We start from the raw sequence: 26,123 nt of genomic DNA on the forward strand, positions 1-26,123 counted from the left end.
GGAGAAATGATGATGAAGAGAAAATATAAGCAGATGATACGCTCCTGGATTAGCGGAATGCTTGCAGTCGTCGTATTGCTGACGGGCATTCCGATGGTTCCGGGCTTCGGCGTGGAGAAAGCACAAGCGGCGACGGTTGAGATGAAAGTGGATCCGCTGCCGATTAATTCGGTCTATGCGCCGAAGACGAGCATTATATGGGAATTTCAAGATATGGAGCATCCTGCAACGATTGATTTATGCGGGGAAGGAGATATTGAGAGTGGGACGTATCCGCAAGGAGATAACAAGGTAGAGTGGAACGGTCAAATCGACGGCCGTCCAATAGCGGATGGGGACTACAAAGTATGTGTAACCCCGACAGATAAGTTCGCGCAGTTCAAGAAGGATGTCGACGTCTCCGTCGTCAATTCGCCACCGATGCGCCCGAAAGCGCTCGATGTGGTACCGGATTTGCGCAGTGAGACGCATATCCTGCGCGGTCTCGGGGAGATTGGCTCCAAAGTAACGGTTCGGATGCGTACAACGAAGCGGGTTAATTATGATCAAGTGCCGGGAGATGAGGTAGTACTTGCCTCGGATATTATCGTTAAGCCGCAGCGCACCTGGTCGCAAGGCATGCAGATTGTAGCTGAGGACTTTACGAATTTCCCGAAAGAAGCGACGAAGCAGCCGAAAGCCTTTGTCGGTGAGTGGGAAGTTCGGGTGAAGCTCCCGCTGTATGAGATTGCACATATTCAGGCTACGGCGGAGCGGACGATTGGCACAGATAATAAGTCGAGCGTTCCGTCGGACATGCTGAATGTGCTTCGTTATCAAGCGCCAGCCTGGAATGTGACGTGGGAAGCGCTCGCCGGGTATTATTACAAAGTCGCGGGCAAAGATGCGCTCGTCGCGGGTGTTAAGAAGATCGCAGATTTCAATAACGTCCGAATTCGGACTTGTAACGATCAGCAAGGCTGTCCAGACAGTGTCGAGAAGGGCATGCACCTGCTCATTAAAGATCCGCTGCTCGCCGGCAATATTCTGGAATCCGATCTTGGCGAGCTGACGTTCGAGAAGATTGCGAATCGGGATGGAGCCCACCCTCCAGTATGGTGGGATCCGATTAATATTGCGACGGGAGATTTTCTGTTCCAGCATGAAAATATGCGTCTGGATGGTCCGATTCCGCTCGTGATGAACATCGCTTATCATAGCCGGGATTCGTTCGATGGAGCGATCGGTTTTGGCTGGCGTCATTCGTATGAGTGGCGGCTGCAGCGGGGAGACGGCAATGAGATGATCTTGTATAGACCGGAAGGCGCATCCGATGTCTATTTGGCGAAGCCGGACGGTCATTATGAGCGGCCGCTCGGGGTTTATGATGAATTGCAGCGCAACGCGGATGAGACGTATACTCTGTCGACTCCTCAGCAATGGACGTACTCCTTCCGGGAAGACGGGCTGCTGCAGCGGATTCGGGACGCGAATGGCAATCAAGTGAAACTAACTTATAGCGGTACAGTTTTGGAACAGGTAAGCAGTGACAGCGGTTCGCTAACGTTCACATACGGCCCAAGTGGCAAGCTGGTGCGTGTAGCAGATGGGACAGGGCGCGCGATTGAATACAGCCATAACCCGTTGACGCATGACTTGATAGCGGTGAAGCTGGCGGACGGTGCAGAGATCGGGTTTGGCTACAACGATAAGCATCAGATGACGGAGATGCACAATCCGAATGAGACAGCAACGCTGCTGAACGAATATGACACTGAGGGCCGGGTCGTACGCCAACGGGATTTTGCAGGCGGTTGGGCCGAAGTTGCGTATGATGCGAAGAATCGGAAATCCACGACGACAGATCCGTTGGGACGCGTCAAAATTTTTGATTTCGATGAGCGGTTCAGACAGACGGCGATTCGTTATCCGGACGGTACGAGCGAATTATTCACGTATGATGCAAACGACCATATGACGAGCAAGACGGATCGCAACGGGAATATGACGAAATATGGGTATGATGAACGTGGCAATCAGATCCAGGTGGTTGATCCGGCAGGCGCCGTGACGACAATCGCTTACAACGATAATAATTTGCCGGTAGAAATGATCAATGCGCTGGGACAGCGTACTGGGCTTGTTTATGACGCTCGCGGCAATTTGAGTGAGATAACGAATTCGCTGGGGCAAGTGTCAAAACTAACGTATGACGGTCGTGGTACGGTAACATCGATCACCAATGCTAAGGGCGAGAAGATGCAGCTGGAGAATGATGCGCTCGGGTTCTTGCAGGTAGTGATCGATCCGATGGGCCATCAACAGCAAATGAAGCGGGATGCACTGCACCGCGTTACCGAATCGGTAGATGCGCTGGGCCGCGTAAGCCGTTCGAATTACGACCCTCGCGACCGTGTGTCCGAGGTAATTGATGCACTCGGACAGAAGCAGAAACTAGCTTATGATCGCAACAGCAACTTGGTATCGAGCACGGATGCAGCAGGTGCGGTCACTTCGTATCGCTATGATTCATTCGATCGGTTGACGGGGGTGACGGATGCCAAAGGGCAACAGACCACGCAGAGCTATGATGCGGTCGGCAATGTCCTCGAGACGAAGGAGCCGAACGGCGCGACAACACAGTACGTCTACGATAACGTAGATCGACTGGTGGAGATGATTGATGCGAACGGATTCAGCACGACGTTTACGTATGATGGCAACGGCAACTTGCTTACACGGACGGATGCGAATCAAGGCGTCACGAGGATTGAATATGACGTGCGCAATTTGCCGTTGAAGATTACAGACCCAACGGGTGCGGTAACACAGTTCTCATATGATGTGCTAGGCCGTTTGGTGCAAGAGACGAATGCATTGGGCTTTGTCGCCTCGTACGAGTACGATGCACTGGGTCAACTGGTGACGACAGCAGATGAGCTGGGGCAGCAGACGCAGTTGGATTATGATGCAGCAGGCAGATTGGTACAAGTGACGCGTCCGAATGGCGCGGTAGTCAAGTACGAGTACGATGCGCGGGGTCAGCTCGTCGCGATGGTGAATCCGATGGGTGAACGTCAGAAGATGGAGCGCGATGCGGTTGGACAAGTGACGTCAAGCATGGATGCGAGCGGGGCCGTTACGAAGTATGACTACGATCCACTGGGACGTGTCACCTCGATTGTAAATGCACTTGGCGCGACGACGCATCTTGCGTATGATGCACGCGGCCAGCTGGAGCGCTTGATCGATGCGAAGCAGCAAGTGACCTCGTATGCCTATGATGTACTGGGGCAATTAACCTCGGTGACGAATGCAATGCAGCAGAAGACGAATTACCAATACGATGCGGTTGGTAATCTGGTGGCCAAGACCGATGCCATGGGCAGAACGACGACATATGCGTATGATCTGCGTAGTCAATTGATTCGTTCCGTGAATCCGCTGGGCAAGGCAACAGAGCTAACCTATGATGGCATGGGGCAAGCCGTGACGGTCATGGACCCAGAGGGACTGCAGACCTCCTATGGTTATGATTTGGCAGGCCGGCTGGCGCAGCTATCTTATGCGGATGGCAAGCAAGTGTCGTATCAATATGACGCACTCGGCAGACGGACGGCGATGAACGATGCGCAGGGACAAACAACGTATGCCTATGACCCGTTGAACCGCCTTACCGAAGTGACGGACGCGCGTCAACAGACGATTCGTTATGAATGGGGAGCAAATAACCAACGTAGCCGCGTGATCTATCCGGATCAGACTTCGGTGACGTACACATACGATCTTGCAGATCGCCTGTCGAAGGTCGTTGATGGACAGGGACGTGCCACGAACTATACGTATGACGCGAGCGGACGTATTCTGAGTAAAATGCTGCCGACAAAAGCGCAGAGCTCTTATGGATATGATGCGCTTGGACAGCTCATATCGTTGAAGCAAGAGAATCAGCACGGCAAGACCTTAGAGCATTTGATGTACAGCTATGATCCGGTCGGCAATATCGTCCATCAAGAACGGATGGAAGATGAAGACGATGAGGACGCCGAAGCAGGCAAGACGAGCGATGAAGATCGCGTCATTACGGACTATGCGTACGATGCACTGAATCAGCTGATCGAAGTGCAGCGGATGATGGGCGAAGGAGCCGTAACCACGCGTTATGCATACGACGGTGTCGGCAATCGCTTATCAAAGACAAGCCTACTCGGAGATCTGACCGATGTTGAGCAGTATGAATACAATGCTGCCGATCAATTGGTGCGCTGGCAGAATGGACCGCAGAGCTACAAGCAATATATGTATGATCTTCGCGGCAATCTGACAACCGTAACCGGATCGGTCTACGAAAATGAGGGCGATGAACACGGTTTGAAGATGTCTGTCGCAGACGCAACCTATGTTGATCCATTAGATCAGCTTATTACGACATTCGGGGATGCTTCGACACAGCCGCAAGAGCGTATCTTGGAGCAGTATATATGGGATGACGCTAATCGGTTGCAGAAGCAGATCAATCCAAAAGGTGATGTGACGCGCTACCTCTATGATGGAGACGGCAACCGCGTGCAAATGAGCATTGATGTTGCTCATGGTCCGAAGGGCAACAATGGAAATGGTAACGGTAACGGTAACGGTAACGGTAACGGCAAAGGGAATGGCAATGGTAACGGTAATGGCCATGGAAACGGGAACGGCAATGGCAATGGTAATGGTAATGGAAAAGACAAATGCCATACGGTACCACCAGGCTTTATCCCGCCGGGACTTGCCAAGAAATGCGGCCAGACCGACCCAGGTGACCCGGATACGTACCCGGATGATCACCCAGGCGGACCGCGTGACGGATGGGAGAAGCAGTTCAAGAAGAAGCATTGGGAATTTAACTACACGAATGACGTAAGTCTTGAACTCCCAGAACCAATCCAAGTAACCGAAGCAGATCAGACCAAATGGAAACAGACCTATGTCTACGGTGTAGGATTAGAGCGCTTAAGTATGAATTATCTCCCTGCATATGACGATAACAATGGATGGGAGCGTGTACCGGGCGAAGGCGGAGCCGAACCAGGTGTTGCACCGAAAACCCTTTACTATGTTAACGACATGATCGGCAGCAACCTCGGTATGCTAGAGCAAGACGGACGCATGTCCTCGCGCTACCATTATGATGAATTCGGAGTAACTCTCGACGCGAAGAAGTTCGACGTGAACTGGCCGGGGCCGGATAACCTGTTCGGTTACACGGGATTAGGCTATGAGTTCTATAGCGATCTGACTTATGCGCGTGCGCGGTATTACAAGCCAGAGATTGGGCGGTTTGTGAGTGAGGATACGTATAAGGGGACATTAGGACAGCCGCAGAGTCAGAATGGGTATGCGTATGTGTGGAATAATCCTATCAATTGGATTGACCCTTCTGGGTTTGATCCCGTTACGGTTGGACATGTTTATATAATTAAAGGCCCTTATCAAGGTAAAACTGAGAAATATGTGGGATCAACAGCACAAGAGCTCCTCGAACGTATGGGCAAACATAAATGGAAAGCTCTCGTTGCAGATCCATCTACAACAGTAACGACCTATGAAGTGAAAGCGGAATTGAATGTAGCAGAATCCGCCAGAGGGACACAAAGAAGTGCATTAGTTGAAGCTCTCCGCTCAGCCGAACAACTAGGTATTGATAAAGAAGGGGGTAAGGAGGCACTGCTTAATGATAGGAATGCAGCAGCAACTAAAGAAAAAAGGGAATATTGGGGTAATAAACATAAAGTTGAAGTTGACTTTGATTCTCCCAAACTAGCTTTAAAAGGTGGGGTTCGGGTAAGTGGTTTTGCCGGTTTTGCTTTATGGGATGCATTTAATATGTACCGATCCGAAAAAATAGCCAGGTACGAGTTTGCACCATATATTTTGGAAGATGAAGGTGGTGTTTTTACAATAGGTGAAGGTAAAGCTAATTGGTTTGCTCCTCACTACTATTGGAAAACATATAAATCAGGTCCTAAGTCTGGTCAAAAAGTATATATTGACGATGGAGATTATGGGTACTGGAAAAAAGAAGCACAAGCGCTCTGGGGAAGAGTCGATATTTGGGGTGATTTTGTGCCAGGACTGCTCAACCCCAGATTACCTGTAGCAAATGAAATATAAGATTTAATAATGTTGTTATTAAATTGAGTGTGGAGGAATCAATAAAAAGGATGACAAAGGAACTTAAAATTGAAGAGTCAAATTTTCATGATCTTAGTCGTATTGAATTGGGGTATGACTCTATTGAACTTTCTAATGATTTGGGAACCGAAGTTGATCCGATTGCTCTTGTGGATTATTTGTGTACTGTTGAAGGGACAAGTCAAATACAAAGTCTTAGCATAAACTATAACTCTTTCTTAAAAGATCTTAAGGTCATTAAGGCATTTCCTAATTTGCGCTATATTAGTGTTTATGGATATCAGATTATATCGTTAGATGGAATCGAATGGTTTCAGCACGGCCAGTACATTAAAATTAGTACGGAGTCTAATCGACGTCGTAGGATTGCCGGATTATCCCTTGCTCCCATCGAGAAAATGACTCTTCAATTTGCTCGATCTGAAGATTTGGAGGACATAGGCGCTTGCTTAACGCTAAATGATCTTGATCTGTTCCGTAGTAAGGATATAGATTTTTCAAAGTGGAGCCAAGTCCCTCTGAAATCACTTGGGCTCAAACAAGGTAAATTTAGGGAATTTGGGAATACCGTTGATGTCATAAGCCTAAATGATATCAGGGTTTTAGGCTGTCGCAGTCTAGAGCGGTTTACAGGCGATAATAGCCGAATAACTAGGATGATTATTGAAGGTTGTAAAAAACTTGATTTACGAACCATTCAAACTTTTGCAAGGATTAAATCTTTAATTGTGAATGGAAATACTAATGAGATTTTACTGTCAGAAATGGGAGAACTTAAGCAGTTAGAAAGTCTCTGGTTGATCGATTGTAAGGTTCAAGTTGATACTTCAAATCTGAAACATCAATTTCCGAGACTAGAAGAACTTCAAATCTCCAACATGAAGAATGAGCAAGTGCTTGAACTTAGTCAACTTAATACGGGTATAGTCGTCTCGGGCAGAACATATACTCTGAAAGGAAGTCTAAGAACATATAAGGCCTTAAATGGAAGTTTAATAGAATAACTATACGATCTAGCCAAAAGAGCTAGGAGACCACAAACGAGACTAACCTCTCGCTTGTGGTTTCTTTGTTATCTCAGTTTCGCGCACCATGTACCACTAATACATAGTGATAGAGCGAAATCAAGTAAATTTAGAAATGTATGCTTTAATTCGACAAAAATTGTCCAAATTAATGTAGACCGATATTGATAGGATTCAATGTTAATGTAGAGGCTATCTCGGCTATTAGATGGACGCCATATATGCTGCAGGGCTGCAAGAGCGTATTCTGTAGCAATATGTGTAGGATGGAAACGGCAATAGCGAGAGAAGCAGTTCAAGAAGAAGCAATGGAAATTTAACTACACGAACGATGTGAGTTTTAAGCTTCCAGAACTGATTCAGGTCTCCGAGGCAGATCCGACCAAATAAAAACAGACTTACGTCTATAGTGCAGAATCGTTTAAGTATGGATTATCTCCCGGCTTATGACGATAACAATGGATGGGAGCCTGTCCCAGGCATGGGTGGAGCCGAACCAGGCGTCGCACCGAAAATCCTATACTATGTCAACAACATGCTTGGCAGCAGTCACGGCATGCTGGAGCAAGACGGTCGCATGTCCTCACGTTACCATTACGATTAATTCGGGGTGGTCTAGATGCGAAGAAGTTCGATGTGAACTGGCTGGGGCCGGATAACCTGTATGTGTGTGCGGTATTACAAGCCGGAAATTGGACGTTTTGTGAGTGAGGATACGTATGAAGGACAGATTCATGAGCCTTTAAGTTTGAACCGATATACGTATGTATATAATAACCCATTGATTTATATCGACCCAAGTGGGCATATTCCAACTGTGATGGAAGCGGCAAGAATGGCGGAAGATATTTATAAAGCGACATTAAAAAAAGATAAAGGTGTTGATCTGATTAATGGTTGGAAACTAGCAGATATCAAAGGTAATAAAGAAGGATTGAAATTAGGCACATACTCTAGGAAAAAGAGCAATGGAACATTGGAGTATGCATTAGTTAATAAGGGTACCACTCCCACTAATAAAGGGGACTGGGTAAATAATCTCTAACAACCCTCTGGAGACTCTGATGACATGAAGGATTCTATTAAAGAAGCTAAGTATTTTGTTAATAATAATAAAAATTATGAAATGACCATGGTTGGACACTCAAAGGGTGGAGCAGAAGCACTTGCAAATGCAGTTGCAACTAATAAAAATGCCATTACATTTAATCCTGCTAATCCAAATCTAATTCATTATGATTTAAGTAAGAAAGGATATAAAGGTAATGTAACAAACTATGTGGTATCGGGTGAGATATTAAATTATGTTTTAGGAGAAGCATCCGTAGGAAAAACAGAATATTTACCAATTCAACACAAGTGGACTACATGGAAATTTTTTGTAAAAGGAGCTAATGCGATCGTGAATAACCGTATTGAAAATCATTCAATGGAATCAGTAATTAATGCTCTTAAGCAAGAAACGTATTCATGAAAAAAATATTAATTATTACAACTGTTTGGGCATGTTTCTTATCATTGGCTACATTTGTTGTTTTCAGTTGGCCTTGGTTGCTTTTGTATATTGGACTTAATTCACAACCGAATCCACCACAACCATCTATCACATATAGTGAATTTCCATTTAAATTAGTTTATGAAATAAACGGAAAGAAAAAGATTGTTCAAGATACAGTTGTATGTGAATATGATGGTGTTGGTATGGATGAAGGACAAGGAAAATTTAGAAAATGGAAACAACGATTAGCGAGTGGAAATGTGAGTGGGGATTTTGTTATCTTAGAGAAACTAAATGAACTTGAGAAAATTGGCTTTTATCCAGGTAGTGCAGATTACTATATGAATGATTCAAAATGGTATAAGGAAAATAACTCAAGTTTTCCTAATGCATGGCTTGTTAAGAATGAGAAGGGTGATGTAAGCGGAGAAGATTATCTCGAAGAAGATCAGTTATATGAGAAGTATCATATTAAACTCATTAGTTGGGAACCAAGCCCTCCTATTAAGAACTCGCTTATTGAAAACAAAAAGTAACATAGTATGTTTTAACCTTGATTGGCTCAGTGCTAATCAAGGTTTCTTTCTGCATGCAAAGGATTATCATTAGCATAGCTTCTTGATGAATGAGAATAACGCTCTGTCACTTTTATGTGATGGTTAATAGTTTATCATATGACTGTTGCTAATAAACTCTCATAAGAAGGATGAATAATACGGTTATGTTTAAAAAAAAAAGTACTAGGTGTCAGTATAGCTGCATTAGTTATTATTATACTTGGCTTAGTTCTTTGGGGATTATATGTGTTGGACGCCAAACATAAAGAAGAGATTCATAGAATCATTACAGAGCGTGAAGGCGTTGTTGTAAGTATTCATAAAGTGAGTTTAGAGGAAAGCCCATTTACAGAGAGCAATAACAGTAATTATATCTATAAAATTAGTTATGAAAAGAATAGTCGGCAGTATACCGCATGGTATCGAAGCACGAAAACAGTGAATGATATTCATTCAGCTAGTCGTAAGGGATACCCGGAACAATGGATTTTTGAAGAATGACGACGTAGAATTCTAATGGAGCAACTCTCGCACTGCTTCACCATGGCGTCTTGTATTCGAACCAGAATATCACTAACATGGAGATTACGTCGACAATAAGCATCCTGAATAGATTGGGAGATCAAGGCGATCTGCCCGTAAGTAAACATGATTAGTGATAGAGACACAGTTTATGAGAAATGAAGGTGGATTCTGTTATGGCAGATGTGATAACACTTGGAGAACTTTTAATCGATTTTACGCCTTATGGCAAATCAGAGCATGGTCAGCCGTTGTTCGAACGCAATCCGGGTGGTGCGCCTGCGAATGTGGTTGCAGCGATTGCGCGGTTGGGAAGCTCATCAGGTTTTATCGGTAAAGTAGGCAACGATGCGTTCGGACAAGGCCTTCGCGACGCGCTTACATTCAGCGGGGTCGATACGGCGGGACTCGTCCTATCCGAATCGGCTAATACGACGCTTGCGTTCGTGCACCTTGCGGAAGACGGCGACCGCTCGTTTTCCTTCTACCGCAACCCGGGTGCGGATCAGCTGCTGACGGAGGAAGAGGTGCCGTTTGCGAGCATTGCGGAAGCGCGGATATTCCATTTCGGTTCGATTTCGATGACGGATGAGCCCGTCCGCACGGCTACGTTAGCAGCAGTGCACCATGCGAAGAAGCACGGTGTCTTGGTCTCCTTTGATCCCAATCTGAGACCAGCGCTGTGGGCAAGCGATGAGCTAGCCAAGGAACAAATCCTCGCCGGACTTCGCCTAGCCGATGTCGTGAAGATTTCCGAGGAAGAGCTGGAGTTCCTCACGGGTACGGCGGATCTCGAAGCAGGCTCGCAGATCCTGTGCGAGCAATTCCCGATTTCGCTGCTGCTCGTTACGCGCGGTGGCGCGGGAAGCTTCTATCGTACAGGCTTACGGACGGGTGAGCGCGCAGGATTCGCGGTTCAAGCCATCGATACGACTGGCGCGGGCGATGCGTTCATGGCCGGTGCACTGTACAGCATTCTGCTAGCGAACCAGCCGATACCTGCGTGGACCTCGACAGAGCTGGACGCGCTGCTGACGTTTGCGAATGCAATGGGGGCGCTAGCGACAACCCGCAAGGGGGGTATACCAGCGATGCCAACGCTCATGGAAGTGCAAGGTCTTATGCAATCGAATTAATAAGAAGGGTTTCTGAAGCATGTGCTGAGCATGAATCAGGGACCTTTTTTTGATTTGAGCTGTTGCAACGGACTCACGTTCCGCTAATGGATCAAAAGAGGTGTCCATAGGGGGTTCTGCGGACAGTAGATCCGTTAAATGGTTAATAGGACGTAATGAAAGGTGTAATTCTAGCAAATAGCGACTCCTAGGTCCGCGTCTGTATAAATTCTAGTAGGTTTAGCGAGTTTAGCGGAACTAATGTCCGTTATGCAGGAAGGGACTCCGAATACAAATAAAGGAAATAAGATTAACGTTCGCGAATATGGATAACGTTATGAAGCTCTCATCAAGAGGAGGTCAACCATGAAAGATCCAAGAATCGAGCTGCTTGCTAGAAACCTGATCCAATATTCCGTGAGGCTTGAGCCCGGAGAAAAAATATTAATCGAAGCGGATGGGCTTGAAGTTCCACTCGCGAAAGAATTGATTAAACAAGCGTATGCTGTGGGCGGCGTCCCATTTCTTATCATTCACAATCATGAGTTATGGCGAGAAATCATCCTGAATTGCACCGAAGAACAGATGGCCGCCATGGCTTCGTATGATGTAAATCGAGTGAACGATATGCAAGCCTACATCCTCATTCGAGCAGGGGAGAACATGAGCGAGTACAGTGGGATTCCGGCAGAGAAAATGGCAATCTACCGCAAACATTATGCACAACAAATCAACGGTAAACGGTATAACGATACGAAATGGTGCATTGTCCGTTATCCGAATCATGCGATGGCGCAGCAAGCGAACATGTCGCTAGAAGATATGGAGGATCTATACTTTAATGTCTGCAATCTGGACTATTCGAAGATGGATCGTGCGATGGATCATTTGGTAGCGCTCATGGATCGAACGGATCAGGTCCGAATTGTAGCGGAAGGAACGGATTTATCCTTCTCTATTCTAGGCATGCCATCGTTCAAGGATGCAGGACAGATGAATCTTCCCGATGGCGAAGTGTATACGATGCCAGTGCGAGATTCCGTAAATGGCGTCATCTCCTACAACACCCCTTCGCTCAAAGAAGGTTTTGTCTATGAGAACGTACGCCTAGAAATCAAAGACGGTAGAATTGTGCGTGCCACAGCGAACGATTCCGAGCGAATCAATAAACTGCTAGACATAGATTTCAATGCAAGGTATTTCGGCGAGTTCGGCATTGGCGTGAATCCTTATATCGAGAAGCCGATGAAAGACACCTTATTCGATGAAAAAATATGGGGTAGCTTCCACTTCACGCCGGGATGTGTACCAGCGCTATCGCCGGGTAATGAAAACTTGTCGGAGCTGCATTGGGACATCGTGCAAATCCAGAGACCAGAGTATGGCGGCGGGGAAATATGGTTCGATGATGTATTAATTCGTAAGGACGGGATGTTCGTTCCTGAAGCATTACAGGCGTTAAATCCAGAGAATTTGAAGTGACTTAGAGATGTGGAGCGGTATGCGGATCGGTCGAACGACGCGTACTAACGAGTCCTGGGCATCTGCGGCTCTGATATTGTCATAGAATTTCTCTAGCGGTTACAAATCTGCGGAGCCAATACGGCGTTCTCCATGTCGTAATCGTGACGCCCGGGGGAGATTTATACGTATTTAACATTCTACCATTTCCAATATCTATGCCTACATGCCCAATTCGATTATCTGAGTAACGGTCACGCCGAAAGAAGATTAAATCGCCCGGTTCAATGCTGCGGATCTTAAGTGCTCGACCCTTGCGCGATTGTAATTCACCGGAGCGAGGCAAGAAAATGCCATTTCGTCTAAAAAGATACTGCGTGTAGGAGGAGCAGTCGAACTTCTTACTCTGCGGATACGGTGCAGCACCAAATTGATAACGAGTTCCGATCAGCTTTCGACCGAGTGCGATGATTTTGGGAGCAAGCTCGACGTTCTGCTTGATTTGAACGGATCTGGATCGCTTCCCCGTCCGTTGTGAAGGCGAATCAAAATCTAGGGTTGGAATGACGATCTTTGTTCCGGGAGGAACGGGCTGGCGTAAATTTTTATTTTTGGACAACAGTTGCTTGACAGAGGTGTTAAGTAATTTTGCAATACTGCGCAAAGTATCACCTTGCAGTGCGATGAAAAAACGTCCTGGTTGATTTATACGTACCTCCTTTTTTATTATACTTAGCCTCACATCCACATTGAACAAACGGTTGATTGAGCGAAGGCTTATGAACTGCTGCTTGCTGAACGTAATTAGAGGGTCTATTCGAAACTTAACGCTTTCTCGGATGGCCGTGGTGCCCTTTAGGGGAATCGTTACAAACTCAGAACCATCTGTAACCGTGAATTGGAGGCGATTGGATCTATATCGATCATATTCTAAGATCTCCAATACATCATTCAACGATAGATAATAGATACAACGGTTGTTAGTGAGTATAATTGCCGGAAAAACTCTTCTTTTTGTGTTAAAGAAATCTTTCTGAAATAGCACCATCCTGACTTTGAGTTTCTTCGTACGCATTTCTTAATCACCTCTTCACGGTTTACATGACTTATAATATGTTCCATTGACTAACATGGTTGTTTAGACGGATAAATAGGCTCATTAAGGATGATTTCATATAGGGCTTCACTAGCGGACAACAGTATGAATATGGTTTGATGATGTATTATTTCGAAAAGACGGGTGGGGGTGTTTTGGTATGCGGATCGGTCGAACGACACGGATCATGACGGATCGAAATCGGGAGAATCCTTTTGAGCAGGATGGAAGTAAACGAAGATTTATGGTGAGTTTGTATTACCCTGCGGCAATCTCGGGCAGCGCAGTTGCTCCAGGGTATCCGGCGCTATTTCATCCGGGTGAGGAGATTGCGATTGATTTTTTCAAGCGCTTCGGTGCAGATACCGACTATTTAACAGCATTAAGAATAGATGTGCATGAGAATGCTCCGATCATTGAAGGGGTGTATCCTGTCATTGTCCTCTCACCTGCCTTTGGCATCGAACGGGATATGTACTGGTGCCACATCTACAATCTTGTTGTGAAGGGTTTTATTGTGATAACCGTTGGGGCTACCTATGATGCGGTGTTCACCATATTTCCGGATGAGGAACATATTCCACAATTGGAGGCATTGTCTAAACTTCAAAGTTCGGATGTCGAGGAGTGGGAGTCGCTGGTCACGATCCGAACGAAGGATCTACTTTATGTGCTTGACCGGCTTCCTGAGCTCAATGACACAGATGCTTTACTTCGAAATAAGCTTGATCTAGAGCGGATGGGCCTGATGGGACATTCCCTTGGCGGTGCGGCAGTATATCGGGTTCTGAAGGAGAACGCTTCGATCAAAGCAGGGATTCTATTAGACCCGAGTCTTCATTTACTTGGAACAGACACTTCCCCGCTGACTACACCTGTCTTACTGATGCGTCAAAACTCTTCGACTTATGAGATGCTGATCCAAAATGGATGGGATGAGACGCTTGCTCGCAACACGATGAAAGGTCAAGCATGTCTGGATCGAACTCTAGTAGGGTACAAATCCTTTATCAAAATCGATGACGCGAATCATGTTACGTTTAGCGACGTGCCAATCCACTTCAATGAGCCTGGTATCAAGGCCAAGCATCAAATGATGAGTGAGTTGATAGCGTCATTTATGCAAGAATTCGTCTGCGATCAGACTGACGCGTATACGAAGCACGTTGGAGCAGTGTCGGGAATCAGCCTGATTGATCGGGATGGATATGAAATCAATTGAACCATAGTCGCCCTCTTTTATGCTAGAACCGTTCGGTATGTTCTCCGGGCGGTTTTTTTCGTGAGCTCAATCATGGACTATCACCAAATTAATGCATGAAATAGCGATATTTGGAAATGATAAGGATGCTTTTTGCACACTATCTGTTCATATGAGGGGATTATGGATATTTTCAACAACCAAGAATCGAAGGGCCAATCCGCTAACGGCGTCAATAATAACAAGACAGAGGGAAGCCAAAGCAATGCTTCAGGGGAAAAACAGGCTCAATTGATCTCGTCGGATCTGCAATCCAATCTCGATATGCTTCATACCCGACTGGGGAATAGTCCGGATATTGTTATTCGGAGGCTAGGGGATCCGGCGGATGGTATGAATAGGAACAGCCAGCAATTTGCGCTGGTGTATGTCGATGGGTTAGTCAATGGTGCAAGCGTCAATGAGCTGATTGCAGAAATATCGAAGCAAACCGAACGCGACATGTTCAAGCTGCAGAACGGTGAAAAATTCTATCAGTTCTTGAAGAATCATGCGCTTGCGGCTGGGGGAGTTACGGAGACCGATCAAGAGGACAAAGTGCTGCTCTCGATTTTCAACGGAAACGTGGTTGTTCTAGTCGATGGTTGCGCCACATCACTCCTCGCGGATATGGCAGGCGGGAATTTAAGGTCTGTCGAAGAGCCAAGCTCGCAGACGGTTATCCGTGGGCCGAAGGATGGCTTCACGGAAAGCTTGCGAACGAACACATCGTTGATTCGGCGCAAAATCAAATCACCCGATCTACGCATCGATGCCAAGGTCATAGGGACGCAGACGAAGACCAATATCGCTGTTGTCTATCTAAAGGGTGTGGCGAAAGAAGAAATTGTACAGGAAATCCATCGCCGGCTCGATTCGATCCAGATCGATGGCGTCCTAGAGGGCGCATATATCGAGGAATTTATTCAGGATGCGAAGATTACCGTGTTTCCAACGATGATCAATACCGAACGGCCAGATGCCGCATCCGCAGGGATTCTCGAAGGACAAGTGGTCATTATCGTGGACGGATCACCGTTTGTGCTGCTTATGCCCGTCACGTTCTTTAAATTCTTCCAGTCTAGTGAAGATTATTATCAACGGTACGATATCTCCACTTTCTTACGGTTGATTCGTTACGTATCGTTTCTCGTATCGATGCTGCTGCCATCCCTGTATATTGCCATCACGACGTTTCATCAGGAAATGCTGCCGACCACGTTGCTCATTGGTCTAGCCGCACAGCGGGATGGGGTCCCGTTCCCGGCGCTGCTCGAAGCCTTGTTGATGGAGATGACCTTCGAGGTACTCCGTGAGGCCGGCGTTCGAATGCCTCGCGTCATTGGTCCCGCGATATCCATCGTAGGGGCGCTGGTCTTGGGTCAGGCCGCTGTACAAGCAGGCCTCGTCTCGGGAGCGATGGTTATCGTCGTGTCGTTTACTGCGATTGCAAACTTCGTTATCCCGGCGATCAATATGGCTATTGCGGCCCGTCTAACCAGGTTCTTGCTTATGCTTCTTGGTGCGACGTTAGGGCTATTCGGTATCATATCGGGTCTGATGTTCTTACTGATTCATATGGCGAGTCTGCGCTCCTTCGGCTTTCCATACATGGCACCGTTAGCGCCGCTGAGCTATAACAGTCTCAAAGATATCTTCATTCGTGTGCCATGGTGGAAAATGAATACGCGGCCTGAAGCGGCTACGGACAATATCGCAAGGCAGGAGAACGCAGGACAATCGAATCCATCTGATCATCCATCGAACTCATAGAAGAAAGGAAGGGGGGACTCATGATCATCAAAATAACGAAGCTGCAGGGGATCTTGTTAATGATGAGCACCATTGCCCCAACAGCAATCTTGTCGGTTCCGAGTGTGGTCGTCCAGTTGTCGGAGCAGGATGCCTGGGTATCCATCATCATTGCAATGGTGGCGGGGGTCTTGTTTTCCCTTCTCATCGGGTCCATCTGTAGACAGAATACACAGACAACGTTCCTAGATTGGCTAAGAGTTCGATTAGGCAGTAAGGCAGGGACGGTTATCGGTATTCTACTCACGTACTATTATTTGATATCCGTCGTGATCGAAATGCGAGAATTTGTTAATTTTATCGGCGAGAATGTATTGTCTAGAACGCCTGTCTATTTCCTCTTAATTATTACGGTAGCCGTTGTCATGTATGGGGTCAGCCAAGGGATCGTCAACATTGCTCGTGTCAATCTGATCGTCCTTCCGGTGTCATTGCTCGTATTTATCGTGACGGGGATTCTGCTGCTCAAGAACATTCATATCGAGAACCTGCTTCCCTTGTGGGAACATCCGCTGCGCAAAGTCGCGCAAGGCAGTGTGACGCCAACCACGTGGCTCTTGCAAGTGTCTATCCTCTTGTTGATAGCGCCCTTCATGAGTAAACCCGCAGAAGCGGGGAAAGTTGGTATGTGGGGGATCGTATTAACGAGCATCGAACTAGGTATCATTGTTGTTGCGGCGATTACGATCATCGGATCACGTCTTATCTCAATTATGTCGTATCCGACGTTCTATATGATTGGGATCATTCAAATCGGAACCTTTCTAGAACGCATTGATCTTTTGTTCATTTCGATCTGGATTTGCATGATGTATGTCAAAATGTCCATCATGATGTTCGCGACGTTCCATTGCTTCATTCATACGTTCCGTATCCGCAATGAGAAGCCGTTTCTGCTATGTCTTGGACTTTTTACGATATTAACGACCTTGTATGCTTGGCCGAAGTCTGTAGATTTAGCTTATTTCTCGAAAACAGCACTGATCCCTTATGCCATAACGTTTAATGTCCTTATTCCTGTTGTCATTTGGCTTCTTCTTCGCTTTATTAAGCCAAATCCGATGAAAGCAGGGAAATAACATGAAGAAAATAACGGGAATTATCGTGCTGCTCCTTGCATGCAGTCTCATATCGGGTTGTTGGAATCGAATTGAGCTTAACGAGTTGTCGATTGTCTCGGCGTCATCCTTCGATTTTAATGGCAACAAATGGGTGAATTCTTATCAGGTCATCATTCCGTCGGCGATTTCGTCGGGTACAGGTCTTGCAGGCGGGGGCGGCTCACAATCCCCTGTTACGGTATTCTCTTCAGAGGGGAGAACAATTCGAGAAGCCGTCGGCAAGAGCAGTATGGAGACGCCGCGGCAGATGTTTTTTGCCCATAATAGTGCCATAATTATTAGCGAAGAAGTCGCTCGGCATGGGATTAATGAGATTCTTGATTTGCATTACCGGAATACCGATGCCCGCGAGACCGTCAATGTCCTAATTACGCAAGGCAATGCAAGATCGATTCTGGAACGATTAATCCATACGGAGAAAATACCAGGTCAAGGAATTCGTGGGATCCTCAGCAATGAATCACGTAATACGTCGATCGTTCCAAGTGTCATGTTGTACGAATTGGCGATGGCAATCACGAGTGACGGGAAAGGTGCTGTGATACCGGAAATTGTCTTTGCGGGTAACGACGAGGACGGTAGATCACTGGATGTCCTGAAAAAAACCTATGAGCAGGCGAAGTTAAGAATAGGAAGGCTTGCCGTAATGCGTGGGGATAAATTTGCAGGCTGGTTGACGCGGGAAGAAGGGCTTGGCGTCTCTTTTATTGCGAACAAAGTGCGTTCCAGTAATCTGACATTTCGATGCAAACCAGGGGACAAGACCTATAATATGACATTTCGCCTCCAGACTTCTGCCACGAAGTTGAAACCCACGTTGCGTAACGGCAAGATAAACATGGGGATCGATATTAAAGGCGCGGGGTATCTCTTGGAGAGTAACTGCGTGACGGACCTCACTCAACCTGCGGCGGTCAAACAATTGGAACAGCAATTGCAAGAGGAAGTGAAGCAGATGGTGAACCAATCTTGGGAGGCGGCGAAGCGGCTGAAAGTAGATGTATTCGGGTTCGCTGATGCCGTCCATCGCAAATATCCGAGGGAATGGAGAAGAGTAAAGAAGAATTGGGATGAGACTTTCAGTAAAATCCAAATTGAGCCCCATATAAATATTTCAATGGATCGTGTCGGGCTCACCAACAAACCATTTAAGAGTACAAATTCTAATGAATAGAGATGATTCTACCATGAAAACGGGATTATGGATTTTGTTCTATGCCATGCTGTTCTACATCGGCACCCGTACAATGCGAAGTAAGGGCTATACCAAAGAACTTGTCTTGTACGTTTGTGTGGTCGGATGGTGTATGTATCTAAGTCTAGCGGACATCTACACATGGCCTAAGCTGACCATTGCTTCTCCTATGAATGCCGTTTTTACGCCTGTAGGCAAATGGATCGGTCAACTATGGAAGGCTGGGTAAGTCTAAGAATCCTTTGCCTAGAAAATGAGGAACAGGTCGGACCATGATTTTTGCTAGAATAATTCAAGCTGCTCGGGTCCGCGCTCCCACTTGTAAGCAGCGATGATCTCCGGCATGCGATAAGTTATTCCGCGTTTCTCACATTCCTCTTGGAAGACCCATTCTAGCTGCTGCTGACGCGTCGACATGCAGCTGTAGCGAATCCCGTATGTGCGAATATATTGCGCTTGAGTCCTGGATACAGCTTGTCCAGCCAACGAAAATAATGATCTCGTTGATTCTCCCGCAGTGTCATTCCAAACGACGGGTAAATGTATTTCGCCCCAGCCTCATAAGAACGACTTATAATTTCACGAATATTGGATGCATGATCCGTAATGAACGGTAGGATAGGCATGAGCAATACCCCAGCATAGATTCCGGCTTCGGATAATTCCTTCAAAGCTTGGAAGCGAGCCGAAGCCGGAGAGACACGCCGTTCAATTCGCTGACTGAGCGTATCATCTGCTGCGGTGATCGATAGACTGACATTCACAGGCGCCTGCATCTGGATGAGGGCGAGACGTTCGATATCCCGCGTAACAAGCTTACTTTTGGTCGCAATCGACACGCCGAACCCATACTGATGAATGAGCTTTAGTGCATTTCTTGTGAGCAGATGATCCGGTTCATCATGATTGTACGGATCGCTCATCGAGCCCATGCCAATGACACCTTTATGGCGCTTGCTAGCAAGCTCTCTGCGGAGGATGTCCTCCGTGTTGGCTTTACCACGCACGATGTCAAAATGCTCAATCCCGTAACAGCTGCTCCTGGAATCGCAGTATATGCAGCCATGGTGACAACCACGGTACAAATTCATCGTATAGTCATGTCCGAACCAATCGTAATGCTTATTTTTGATCAGCAGGCCTTTGGTATGTACCCATTCCATCTCGCTCACCTATTATGTTTGAATTTATTGTGCTGCCCAGCGCTTCAGCTGTGGGAAAAAGTCCTTCATACTGTGCCTCGCGGCTTCTTCGGTCATCCCCGGATTCCCATCGACCATATGTGGCACACAGGATTCAATCATTTCTTCCATCGACATCTCCGCTGTAAAATTGCCCTCTTGGTAGCAATACGTACAATATGTTTCATTTTTGCTTCCATCCGCATTGGTCCCGAGCAGCTCCTCGTTCCCTCCCATTGGCATACCACAGCTCTGACAATATGTTGTTGATCCCATCTCATATCTTCCCCTTTCGCGTTGTTAGGTTCATTGTACGAGATGTAATGTGACAACTGAATGTCATATTATAAATATCGCTTCGCGGCGAGTTGGAGTCGTTCACTGATGAGGGTACGAAGACGTACAGGTTCTAACACCTCGGCATAATGGCCGAAGGATAACACATGGCCATACACCCACTCATCCTCGGGGTATTCGGCTGTGACGATGAAGTTACCGTTCTCATCTCTCGTGAGCTGACGCTCGTCATATTCATCGTAGAGCCGATAGGCTTGCGAAGCATCGATGCGTAGAACTAGCCGCACGGCTGCGACTTGACTTGCCTGTTGCTCATGGAACGACTGAGGAAGCTCGCGATCGAAATGCTCCTCGAGCAGCTCGATGTGCTTCATGCGCGTCAGCTTGAACAGTCTCATGGCTTGCTTTTGCCGGCAGTAGCCTTTGATGTACCAGGTTCTATGTTTGAACCATAGCTGAAGGGGCTCGACGGTTCGAATGGAGTTTTCGCTGCTGCTGTTGAAATATACGAACCGAATGACCAAGCGTTGTAGGATCGCGGCACGCAGCAGCTGGTAATGGTCTGAATGCTCCTCACCCCAATGGGACAGATCGACCTCGATCCAACTGGGCATCGTCTTATTGAAGAAGCCGCTGAGCTTCGCGAGCACTTGCTCCATATCGCCCGTGACGGCATTCAGCCCGGATAGCGATGAGAGAATTTCTTCTTGCTCTTGTTCGGATAACATCGACTTGTTCAGGACGAAGTTATCGAGGAGCCGGATGCCGCCTCCTTTACCTTTGAGCGTATAGACCGGTATGCCGGCTTCGCACAAGGTATCGATGTCCCGATATACCGTGCGCGGAGACACTTCAAAATGGTCAGCAAGCTCCTTGGCGGTGACCGTCTTCTTATGCATAAGGAGATATACGATCTCGAACATCCGATGGATTTGCATGGGTTACATCACCTCCACGTCACTATATCATAATTCCAGGTCTATTTATTGTCTCCATATTAACGTTAGTCTGCCAGCTCGTGACAAGCGAATGGATAACGCATCAGGTGTACTCGGATGGCATCCAATTTTATTAAAAAGCAACAATTTTTCTCATTAACAGCCGTTATATGAAGTAGAGCCTATCCGAATAAGGCATCGAAAGTGATATAACCAGGCAGTTGTGAGAGGAGAAACTTATGAAGTCAGTATTTGAATCAGGAAAAGGCCAATTTCGTATTGGATCGTTAGTTGTATGTTCTATGCTGATGCTGATCCTTGCCATATCATGGCCGGCAAGCACACAAGCCAAGAGCAATGCTGTGGCGGCTTCATTTAAATTGATAGCTGCGCCCCAGTCATTAGATCTCATCATTGGACAGGAAACCAATCTTCCGAAAGTAAACGCCTTGTATAAGGACGGCAAAATCGAGGACGTGACTGGATTCATCACGTGGCAGTCTAATTCGGATGTGCTGAATATCAGCGGAGGCAAGGTGAGCGGCAAATATGCAGCCACAGCTAAGCTGAAAGGTACATACGGCAATCAGACGGTTACCGTTCCCGTTCAAATCCAAGAGGATTTCGTGAAATATGAAACGGAGCCATCTTCCGTCACGTTAAGTGCAGGTTCCTCTAAGCCGATTAAAGTAACGGGCTACTACGCAAGTGGAAAAAAAGTATCGCTCGCAACGAAAGTGACGTGGAAATCCGGAAATGATCAAGTAGCGCGGGTTAGCGGCACGACGATAAAGGGCGTGGCGGAAGGCAGTACGACCGTTACGGGAGTTCTTGGTGCGCAAAAGTTCGAAATTCCCGTGCAGATTACGCCGAAGATTATCAAACTAACCGTAACCCCTGCGAAGCTGGTTCTGACGCCTGGTAAATCGGCCACGTATTCCGTTCAGGCGGTTTATGAAGGTGGACGCACGGTGGATGTCTCTTCCCAGGTGACGGCTAAAGCAGACGGCAAAGGCATTCAAGTGAGCAACGGCACAGTATCGGCGACCGGTCAGTCACAGGGACAGGCCAGCGTCAAACTGTATTATGGAGGAAAAGGCGTGTCGCTTCCAGTCACCTTGCAGGAGAGCCTGGTGAGTATTGAAGTGCAGCCTGCCTCTCTTGTGGTGGAAGCCGGCTCATCTAAGCCCATCAAAGTGATCGGCACCTATTCCAGCGGTAAAAAGGTGTCGCTTGCAAGCAAGGTGGCATGGACATCCGCAAACGCGCAAATTGCCAAAGCCACAGGATCAAGCGTAAAAGGATTGGCAGAAGGTACGACAACGATCGTCGGCAGGTACGGTGATCGCACATTTGAGATCCCGGTCCAAGTCACGCCTAAGCTGCAGAAGTTGAAGGTCACGGCATCGACATCAAAGCTTGCTTTAAATCAGACAACAACTTATCAAGTACTAGCCGTGTTCAGCAGTGGGAACAGCACCGATGTAACGACGCTCGCAAAGGCTAAGTCGAATGGTAAGGCGACTGCCAATCAGGGCACGATTACCGCGGTGAGCAAAGGCAAAGACGTCATCACGTTTAGCTATGGCGGTAAAAATGTATCTTTGCGTATAACGATAGAGTAGTATCGGTGTTAGAAATCACTCAAATCCCCAAAATTATGCTCTAGTGCCTTAGTGTACTAGGGTTTTCTCGAGTTAAAATTTGTCCGGGCTGTTTAAGCGAAATATCGCTAGCATGTAAAAAATTCGTATGATTGCATCTAACCTGTGTATAATGGATGTGAATATCGTCATATTTCTCACATGCACAGGAGGCTATACAACTTATGAAGATCATACCTTTACAACAACGCGGTATTGCTGCAAGCCGAGTGATTATGGGATGCATGCCGTTCGGTGGCGGATGGAACCGTGACCCACTATTGGCGGATGATGTATTGAAGGCGGAGAAGGCGTTGGATGCAGCAATGTCCATCGGCATCTCCATGATCGATCATGCGAATATCTATACGATGGGTAAAGCAGAAGAGGCCTTCGGCCGCATTCTGAAGAACAGACCTGAGCTGCGTGAACAGCTCGTGATTCAGACCAAATGCGGCATTCGATTCGGAGAAGGCGACGTTCCTGGACGATTTGATTTCTCCAAAGAGCATATCCTAGAATCCGTCGATGCTTCACTTAGCCGTCTTAGCGTTGATTATCTGGATGTGCTGCTGCTGCACCGTCCAGACCCTCTAATGGAGCCTGAGGAAGTGGCAGAAGCGTTTGGCAAATTGAAGGCATCGGGCAAAGTGAGATATTTCGGCGTATCGAATATGAGTGCGGCGCAAATTCGTTTCTTGCAGAGCGCATTACCTGAGCCGCTTGTCGTGAATCAGCTGGAAATGAGTCTTGCGAAGCTCGATTGGCTCGATCAAGGGGTTCATGTGAACCAACAAGCGGGCGTGAATGTGAACTTCTCTGAGGGGCTGATGGAATATTGCCAGATGGAGAAAGTTCAGATTCAAGCTTGGGCACCGCTTGCACAAGGTCGATTCACAGGCCGCAGCGTGGAAGGCGAACCTGCGAATATTCAAGCAACAGCAGCGATGGTTCAGCGGATGGCAGCGGAGAAAGGTACAACGCCGGAAGCGATCGTGCTGGGTTGGTTGATGCGTCACCCTGCTGGGATTCAACCGGTGATTGGATCGTCGAATGTGGAGCGGATCTTGGCGACCAAGGATGCTGAGCGCCAAGCACAGCTGATGACGCGTGAAGAGTGGTATTCACTCTATGTTAGTTCACGTGGCGTGAATATGCCTTAAGCTCGCGAATTCGAAAGACATATGGTTTATAGGTAGTGAAGTGAAAAGTGCGATCCAAGGGAGAAACCCTTGGATCGTTTTTGTGTTGATGCTGTACTATTCAAAAAGTCCAACTCCGCACCGATGTAGAACTGAAAGGGATGACAGGGGGATAAGCGTCAGAGACCTGAACCTCCAGCCCTTCCCCACCTATGCGCTATAGAACATGTTTCGACCCGTGGTGTCATTTCGACTTCTGTGCAAGTCGTGATATAATCAACTACTGACTAACGTATGAAGGGATGTACAGTATGAAATTAGGCAGCCTCTACCGCACACAATTTCAAAACAACTTGTTTATGAAGCTGATTCTTCTGTTCTCCTTCATCACGATCGTGACCATTATTACGTTTTCTTATTTGATGTTCCGCTCCATGTCCGAGACGGTGATTAATCGGGAGCTGGAAAGTCAGCAGCAAGCGATGCAGCGCGTCAACAGCTATATTTCGTCGAAATACGATGCCGTACACATGATGGTTGAAGGCGTATACCGAGATTCGTTGTTGTCGGCGGGCGTAACGTATTTCCTGGAGCATCCATTCCAAGAGTACATTCAGTATAATTTGGATCAATATTACCGAAATTCGAACAGTGTATGGTCGGAGACGCTCCAATATTTCAAGAACAAGATGGATGACGACGAAGATATCAGCAACCTCATCCTATACAGCTCGGGACAGCAGACGATGTACGAATATAATCAGTACCAGCAGCTCAAGGTACGGAAGACGGATGTCGTACATACCTATATCCCCGACGTGATGGCACTGGAAGGCGGCAACATCACACTCCCGAATCCGTGGGTACGCAAGGCGCTGAATCAATGGAATACGCATTTGTTCTCGCTTCGGCTGCAGCTTAATGATAAGCAGTCCCTGACGAATATCGGCCAACTGCTCGTGTTCTACAATTCGGATAGCATCTGGAAGACGCTCGTTGATTTGAAGGATAACCTTAAAGGTCGTATTCTCGTGCTCACCACAGAAGGTGGCGTATTGTTCGATTCCCTTGGACAGATGTACGGGCAGACCTATCCGGATATGGCGGCGATTAACTCCTTCTATGAGAGCAGCGAGCTAGTGAATAATCAATATATGACCAAGCTGACGCAGAATAAAGGTGGCTATATGGTCCTTGGCATGATCTCAAGGGAGGAGATGCAGGCCTCCTATAACGGCTTACGCAATACGATTCTAAGCGTCAGCGCCATTTGTATCCTTGTCGCAATCCTGTTCCCATCGATCTTCATCATACGGTTCGCAAGACGGACGAACGAGATTATTCGCTTCACCCAAGAAGTGAAAGAAGGAAATTTGACCGCTCGCATTCACGACCCGAACGAAGATCAGCTCGGCCAGATTGCACATAGCTTCAATGATATGCTGATGGATCTGAATCAATACATCGATCGGGTATATAAGGCAGATATTAAGCAAAAGCAGACAGAGCTTATGGCCTTGCAAGCGAGGATCAATCCGCATTTTCTCTATAACACCCTAGAAGTCATTCGGATGCGGGCGATCTCGCAAGGAGCACAAGATGTTGGGGAGATGATCTACAGTTTGTCGGCGCTATTCCGCAGCTTCGTGCACCAGAAGGAGATTTATTTGCTGAAGGATGAGCTTGAAGCGTGCCGATTATATTTGGAATTGTTCCGAATCCGCTACAAAGATATATTCTCTTACACGATTGAATGCGACTTCGAGCTTAGTAACAAAAAAGTATTGCAGATGTCGCTTCAACCGATTATCGAGAACTATATTGTTCACGGCCTTCGGACCGATCAGATGGATAATGTCATTCATATCCGCGTGATGCGCTGTAATGAGGGGATTCTCGTACAGATTGAGGATAACGGACATGGGATAACGGCTGAACGGCTAGAACAGATACGATCTTCCCTGCACCCTGATGCGCCAGAAGGCCAATCGTTCGGACTCCGTAGTGTGCATGATCGGCTTCAGCTTTTGTACGGCAGTCCCTATGGGATTGAACTTCAGAGTCGGGATGGGGAAGGCACGATTGTGAAGGTGCTCCTGCCAGACATCGAAGAGAAGGAGAGTTAAG

General features: G+C 47.0%; 21 protein-coding genes and 1 pseudogene. 17 read left to right on the forward strand and 5 right to left on the reverse strand.

Features of this window, described 5'->3' with window-relative positions; all coding sequences use genetic code 11:
- Positions 1–6 precede the first annotated feature (6 nt).
- The 9 genes and pseudogenes from ACFQZR_RS26135 (at position 7) to ACFQZR_RS26175 (ending at position 12,352) form a co-directional block, all read left to right on the forward strand.
- Positions 7–6,132: a DUF6531 domain-containing protein gene (locus ACFQZR_RS26135; protein WP_379351287.1), complete on the forward strand. Its 6,126-nt coding sequence runs from the start codon at positions 7–9 to the stop codon at positions 6,130–6,132.
- 50 nt (positions 6,133–6,182) lie between these two features.
- Positions 6,183–7,157: a hypothetical protein gene (locus ACFQZR_RS26140; RefSeq protein ID WP_379351288.1), complete on the forward strand. Its 975-nt coding sequence runs from the start codon at positions 6,183–6,185 to the stop codon at positions 7,155–7,157.
- 430 nt (positions 7,158–7,587) lie between these two features.
- Positions 7,588–7,782, forward strand: a complete 195-nt coding sequence (locus ACFQZR_RS26145; protein WP_379351289.1) for a hypothetical protein — start codon at positions 7,588–7,590, stop codon at positions 7,780–7,782.
- 69 nt (positions 7,783–7,851) lie between these two features.
- A pseudogene (locus ACFQZR_RS29035) lies at positions 7,852–7,989 on the forward strand (RHS repeat-associated core domain-containing protein); the annotation flags it as partial.
- Positions 7,990–8,247: 258 nt separating this feature from the next.
- Positions 8,248–8,652, forward strand: coding sequence for a Tle-like phospholipase domain-containing protein (locus ACFQZR_RS26155; RefSeq protein ID WP_379351291.1), 405 nt, complete (start codon positions 8,248–8,250; stop codon positions 8,650–8,652).
- Positions 8,649–9,212: a hypothetical protein gene (locus ACFQZR_RS26160; RefSeq protein ID WP_379351292.1), complete on the forward strand. Its 564-nt coding sequence runs from the start codon at positions 8,649–8,651 to the stop codon at positions 9,210–9,212. The genes ACFQZR_RS26155 and ACFQZR_RS26160 overlap by 4 nt, the downstream gene beginning before the upstream one ends.
- Before the next feature lie 270 nt (positions 9,213–9,482).
- Entirely contained in the window at positions 9,483–9,734 is a 252-nt protein-coding gene (locus tag ACFQZR_RS26165) for a hypothetical protein (RefSeq protein ID WP_379351293.1), read from the forward strand.
- A 197-nt stretch (positions 9,735–9,931) separates the two neighbouring features.
- A complete protein-coding gene (locus ACFQZR_RS26170) occupies positions 9,932–10,891 on the forward strand; it encodes a carbohydrate kinase family protein (RefSeq protein ID WP_379351294.1) in 960 nt (319 codons plus the stop codon).
- Between the two features lie 345 nt (positions 10,892–11,236).
- The gene (locus ACFQZR_RS26175; protein WP_379351295.1) at positions 11,237–12,352 is read left to right on the forward strand and encodes an aminopeptidase; all 1,116 of its coding nucleotides are present in this window, start codon (positions 11,237–11,239) and stop codon (positions 12,350–12,352) included.
- A gap of 79 nt (positions 12,353–12,431) precedes the next feature.
- Here the strand turns inward: ACFQZR_RS26175 and ACFQZR_RS26180 are convergent, their stop codons facing one another.
- Positions 12,432–12,995, reverse strand: coding sequence for a C40 family peptidase (locus ACFQZR_RS26180; protein ID WP_379351296.1), 564 nt, complete (start codon positions 12,993–12,995; stop codon positions 12,432–12,434).
- 592 nt (positions 12,996–13,587) lie between these two features.
- Here ACFQZR_RS26180 and ACFQZR_RS26185 point away from each other — a divergent pair.
- From ACFQZR_RS26185 to ACFQZR_RS26205, 5 genes are all read left to right on the forward strand, one after another.
- Positions 13,588–14,649, forward strand: coding sequence for an alpha/beta hydrolase family protein (locus ACFQZR_RS26185; protein WP_379351297.1), 1,062 nt, complete (start codon positions 13,588–13,590; stop codon positions 14,647–14,649).
- 162 nt (positions 14,650–14,811) lie between these two features.
- A complete protein-coding gene (locus tag ACFQZR_RS26190) occupies positions 14,812–16,440 on the forward strand; it encodes a spore germination protein (protein WP_379351298.1) in 1,629 nt (542 codons plus the stop codon).
- Positions 16,441–16,460: 20 nt separating this feature from the next.
- Positions 16,461–17,558, forward strand: a complete 1,098-nt coding sequence (locus tag ACFQZR_RS26195) for a GerAB/ArcD/ProY family transporter (RefSeq protein ID WP_379351299.1) — start codon at positions 16,461–16,463, stop codon at positions 17,556–17,558.
- A 1-nt stretch (position 17,559) separates the two neighbouring features.
- Positions 17,560–18,774, forward strand: coding sequence for a Ger(x)C family spore germination protein (locus ACFQZR_RS26200; protein WP_379351300.1), 1,215 nt, complete (start codon positions 17,560–17,562; stop codon positions 18,772–18,774).
- Between the two features lie 13 nt (positions 18,775–18,787).
- On the forward strand, positions 18,788–19,024 hold the full coding sequence (locus ACFQZR_RS26205; protein WP_379351301.1) for a hypothetical protein: 237 nt from the start codon (positions 18,788–18,790) through the stop codon (positions 19,022–19,024).
- 53 nt (positions 19,025–19,077) lie between these two features.
- Here ACFQZR_RS26205 and ACFQZR_RS26210 read toward each other — a convergent pair whose 3' ends face one another.
- From ACFQZR_RS26210 to ACFQZR_RS26225, 4 genes are all read right to left on the reverse strand, one after another.
- Positions 19,078–19,212 carry a hypothetical protein gene (locus tag ACFQZR_RS26210; RefSeq protein WP_379351302.1) on the reverse strand — a complete coding sequence of 45 codons (135 nt, stop codon included), beginning with the start codon at positions 19,210–19,212 and terminating at the stop codon, positions 19,078–19,080.
- Positions 19,188–19,958, reverse strand: a complete 771-nt coding sequence (locus ACFQZR_RS26215; RefSeq protein ID WP_379351461.1) for an SPL family radical SAM protein — start codon at positions 19,956–19,958, stop codon at positions 19,188–19,190. The genes ACFQZR_RS26210 and ACFQZR_RS26215 overlap by 25 nt, the downstream gene beginning before the upstream one ends.
- Positions 19,959–19,982: 24 nt before the next feature.
- Positions 19,983–20,252, reverse strand: a complete 270-nt coding sequence (locus ACFQZR_RS26220; protein ID WP_379351303.1) for a zinc ribbon domain-containing protein — start codon at positions 20,250–20,252, stop codon at positions 19,983–19,985.
- 68 nt (positions 20,253–20,320) lie between these two features.
- Complete coding sequence (locus tag ACFQZR_RS26225) at positions 20,321–21,211, reverse strand: helix-turn-helix transcriptional regulator (protein ID WP_379351304.1); 891 nt, start codon at positions 21,209–21,211, stop codon at positions 20,321–20,323.
- A gap of 239 nt (positions 21,212–21,450) precedes the next feature.
- Between ACFQZR_RS26225 and ACFQZR_RS26230 the strand changes: the two genes are divergently transcribed.
- The 3 genes from ACFQZR_RS26230 to ACFQZR_RS26240 all read left to right on the forward strand — a co-directional run bounded on the left by ACFQZR_RS26230 (position 21,451) and on the right by ACFQZR_RS26240 (position 26,122).
- On the forward strand, positions 21,451–22,836 hold the full coding sequence (locus ACFQZR_RS26230; protein WP_379351305.1) for an Ig-like domain-containing protein: 1,386 nt from the start codon (positions 21,451–21,453) through the stop codon (positions 22,834–22,836).
- Between the two features lie 203 nt (positions 22,837–23,039).
- A complete protein-coding gene (locus ACFQZR_RS26235; RefSeq protein ID WP_379351306.1) occupies positions 23,040–24,017 on the forward strand; it encodes an aldo/keto reductase in 978 nt (325 codons plus the stop codon).
- Positions 24,018–24,307: 290 nt separating this feature from the next.
- Complete coding sequence (locus ACFQZR_RS26240; RefSeq protein WP_379351307.1) at positions 24,308–26,122, forward strand: sensor histidine kinase; 1,815 nt, start codon at positions 24,308–24,310, stop codon at positions 26,120–26,122.
- Position 26,123: the final 1 nt, after the last annotated feature.

The sequence above is a fragment of the Paenibacillus sp. GCM10027629 genome (genome assembly GCF_042676425.1).
Lineage (GTDB): Bacteria > Bacillota > Bacilli > Paenibacillales > Paenibacillaceae > Paenibacillus_K > Paenibacillus_K terrigena.

What these genes read in the sequence shown, in the direction of transcription:
- ACFQZR_RS26135 (WP_379351287.1), top strand. Translation starts at nt 7, where the DNA reads ATGATGATGAAGAGAAAATATAAGCAGATGATACGCTCCTGGATTAGC.
- ACFQZR_RS26140 (WP_379351288.1), top strand. Translation starts at nt 6,183, where the DNA reads ATGACAAAGGAACTTAAAATTGAAGAGTCAAATTTTCATGATCTTAGT.
- ACFQZR_RS26155 (WP_379351291.1), top strand. Translation starts at nt 8,248, where the DNA reads ATGAAGGATTCTATTAAAGAAGCTAAGTATTTTGTTAATAATAATAAA.
- ACFQZR_RS26160 (WP_379351292.1), top strand. Translation starts at nt 8,649, where the DNA reads ATGAAAAAAATATTAATTATTACAACTGTTTGGGCATGTTTCTTATCA.
- ACFQZR_RS26170 (WP_379351294.1), top strand. Translation starts at nt 9,932, where the DNA reads ATGGCAGATGTGATAACACTTGGAGAACTTTTAATCGATTTTACGCCT.
- ACFQZR_RS26175 (WP_379351295.1), top strand. Translation starts at nt 11,237, where the DNA reads ATGAAAGATCCAAGAATCGAGCTGCTTGCTAGAAACCTGATCCAATAT.
- ACFQZR_RS26185 (WP_379351297.1), top strand. Translation starts at nt 13,588, where the DNA reads ATGCGGATCGGTCGAACGACACGGATCATGACGGATCGAAATCGGGAG.
- ACFQZR_RS26190 (WP_379351298.1), top strand. Translation starts at nt 14,812, where the DNA reads ATGGATATTTTCAACAACCAAGAATCGAAGGGCCAATCCGCTAACGGC.
- ACFQZR_RS26195 (WP_379351299.1), top strand. Translation starts at nt 16,461, where the DNA reads ATGATCATCAAAATAACGAAGCTGCAGGGGATCTTGTTAATGATGAGC.
- ACFQZR_RS26200 (WP_379351300.1), top strand. Translation starts at nt 17,560, where the DNA reads ATGAAGAAAATAACGGGAATTATCGTGCTGCTCCTTGCATGCAGTCTC.
- ACFQZR_RS26205 (WP_379351301.1), top strand. Translation starts at nt 18,788, where the DNA reads ATGAAAACGGGATTATGGATTTTGTTCTATGCCATGCTGTTCTACATC.
- ACFQZR_RS26210 (WP_379351302.1), bottom strand. Translation starts at nt 19,212, where the DNA reads ATGTCGACGCGTCAGCAGCAGCTAGAATGGGTCTTCCAAGAGGAATGT.
- ACFQZR_RS26215 (WP_379351461.1), bottom strand. Translation starts at nt 19,958, where the DNA reads ATGGAATGGGTACATACCAAAGGCCTGCTGATCAAAAATAAGCATTAC.
- ACFQZR_RS26220 (WP_379351303.1), bottom strand. Translation starts at nt 20,252, where the DNA reads ATGGGATCAACAACATATTGTCAGAGCTGTGGTATGCCAATGGGAGGG.
- ACFQZR_RS26225 (WP_379351304.1), bottom strand. Translation starts at nt 21,211, where the DNA reads ATGCAAATCCATCGGATGTTCGAGATCGTATATCTCCTTATGCATAAG.
- ACFQZR_RS26230 (WP_379351305.1), top strand. Translation starts at nt 21,451, where the DNA reads ATGAAGTCAGTATTTGAATCAGGAAAAGGCCAATTTCGTATTGGATCG.
- ACFQZR_RS26235 (WP_379351306.1), top strand. Translation starts at nt 23,040, where the DNA reads ATGAAGATCATACCTTTACAACAACGCGGTATTGCTGCAAGCCGAGTG.
- ACFQZR_RS26240 (WP_379351307.1), top strand. Translation starts at nt 24,308, where the DNA reads ATGAAATTAGGCAGCCTCTACCGCACACAATTTCAAAACAACTTGTTT.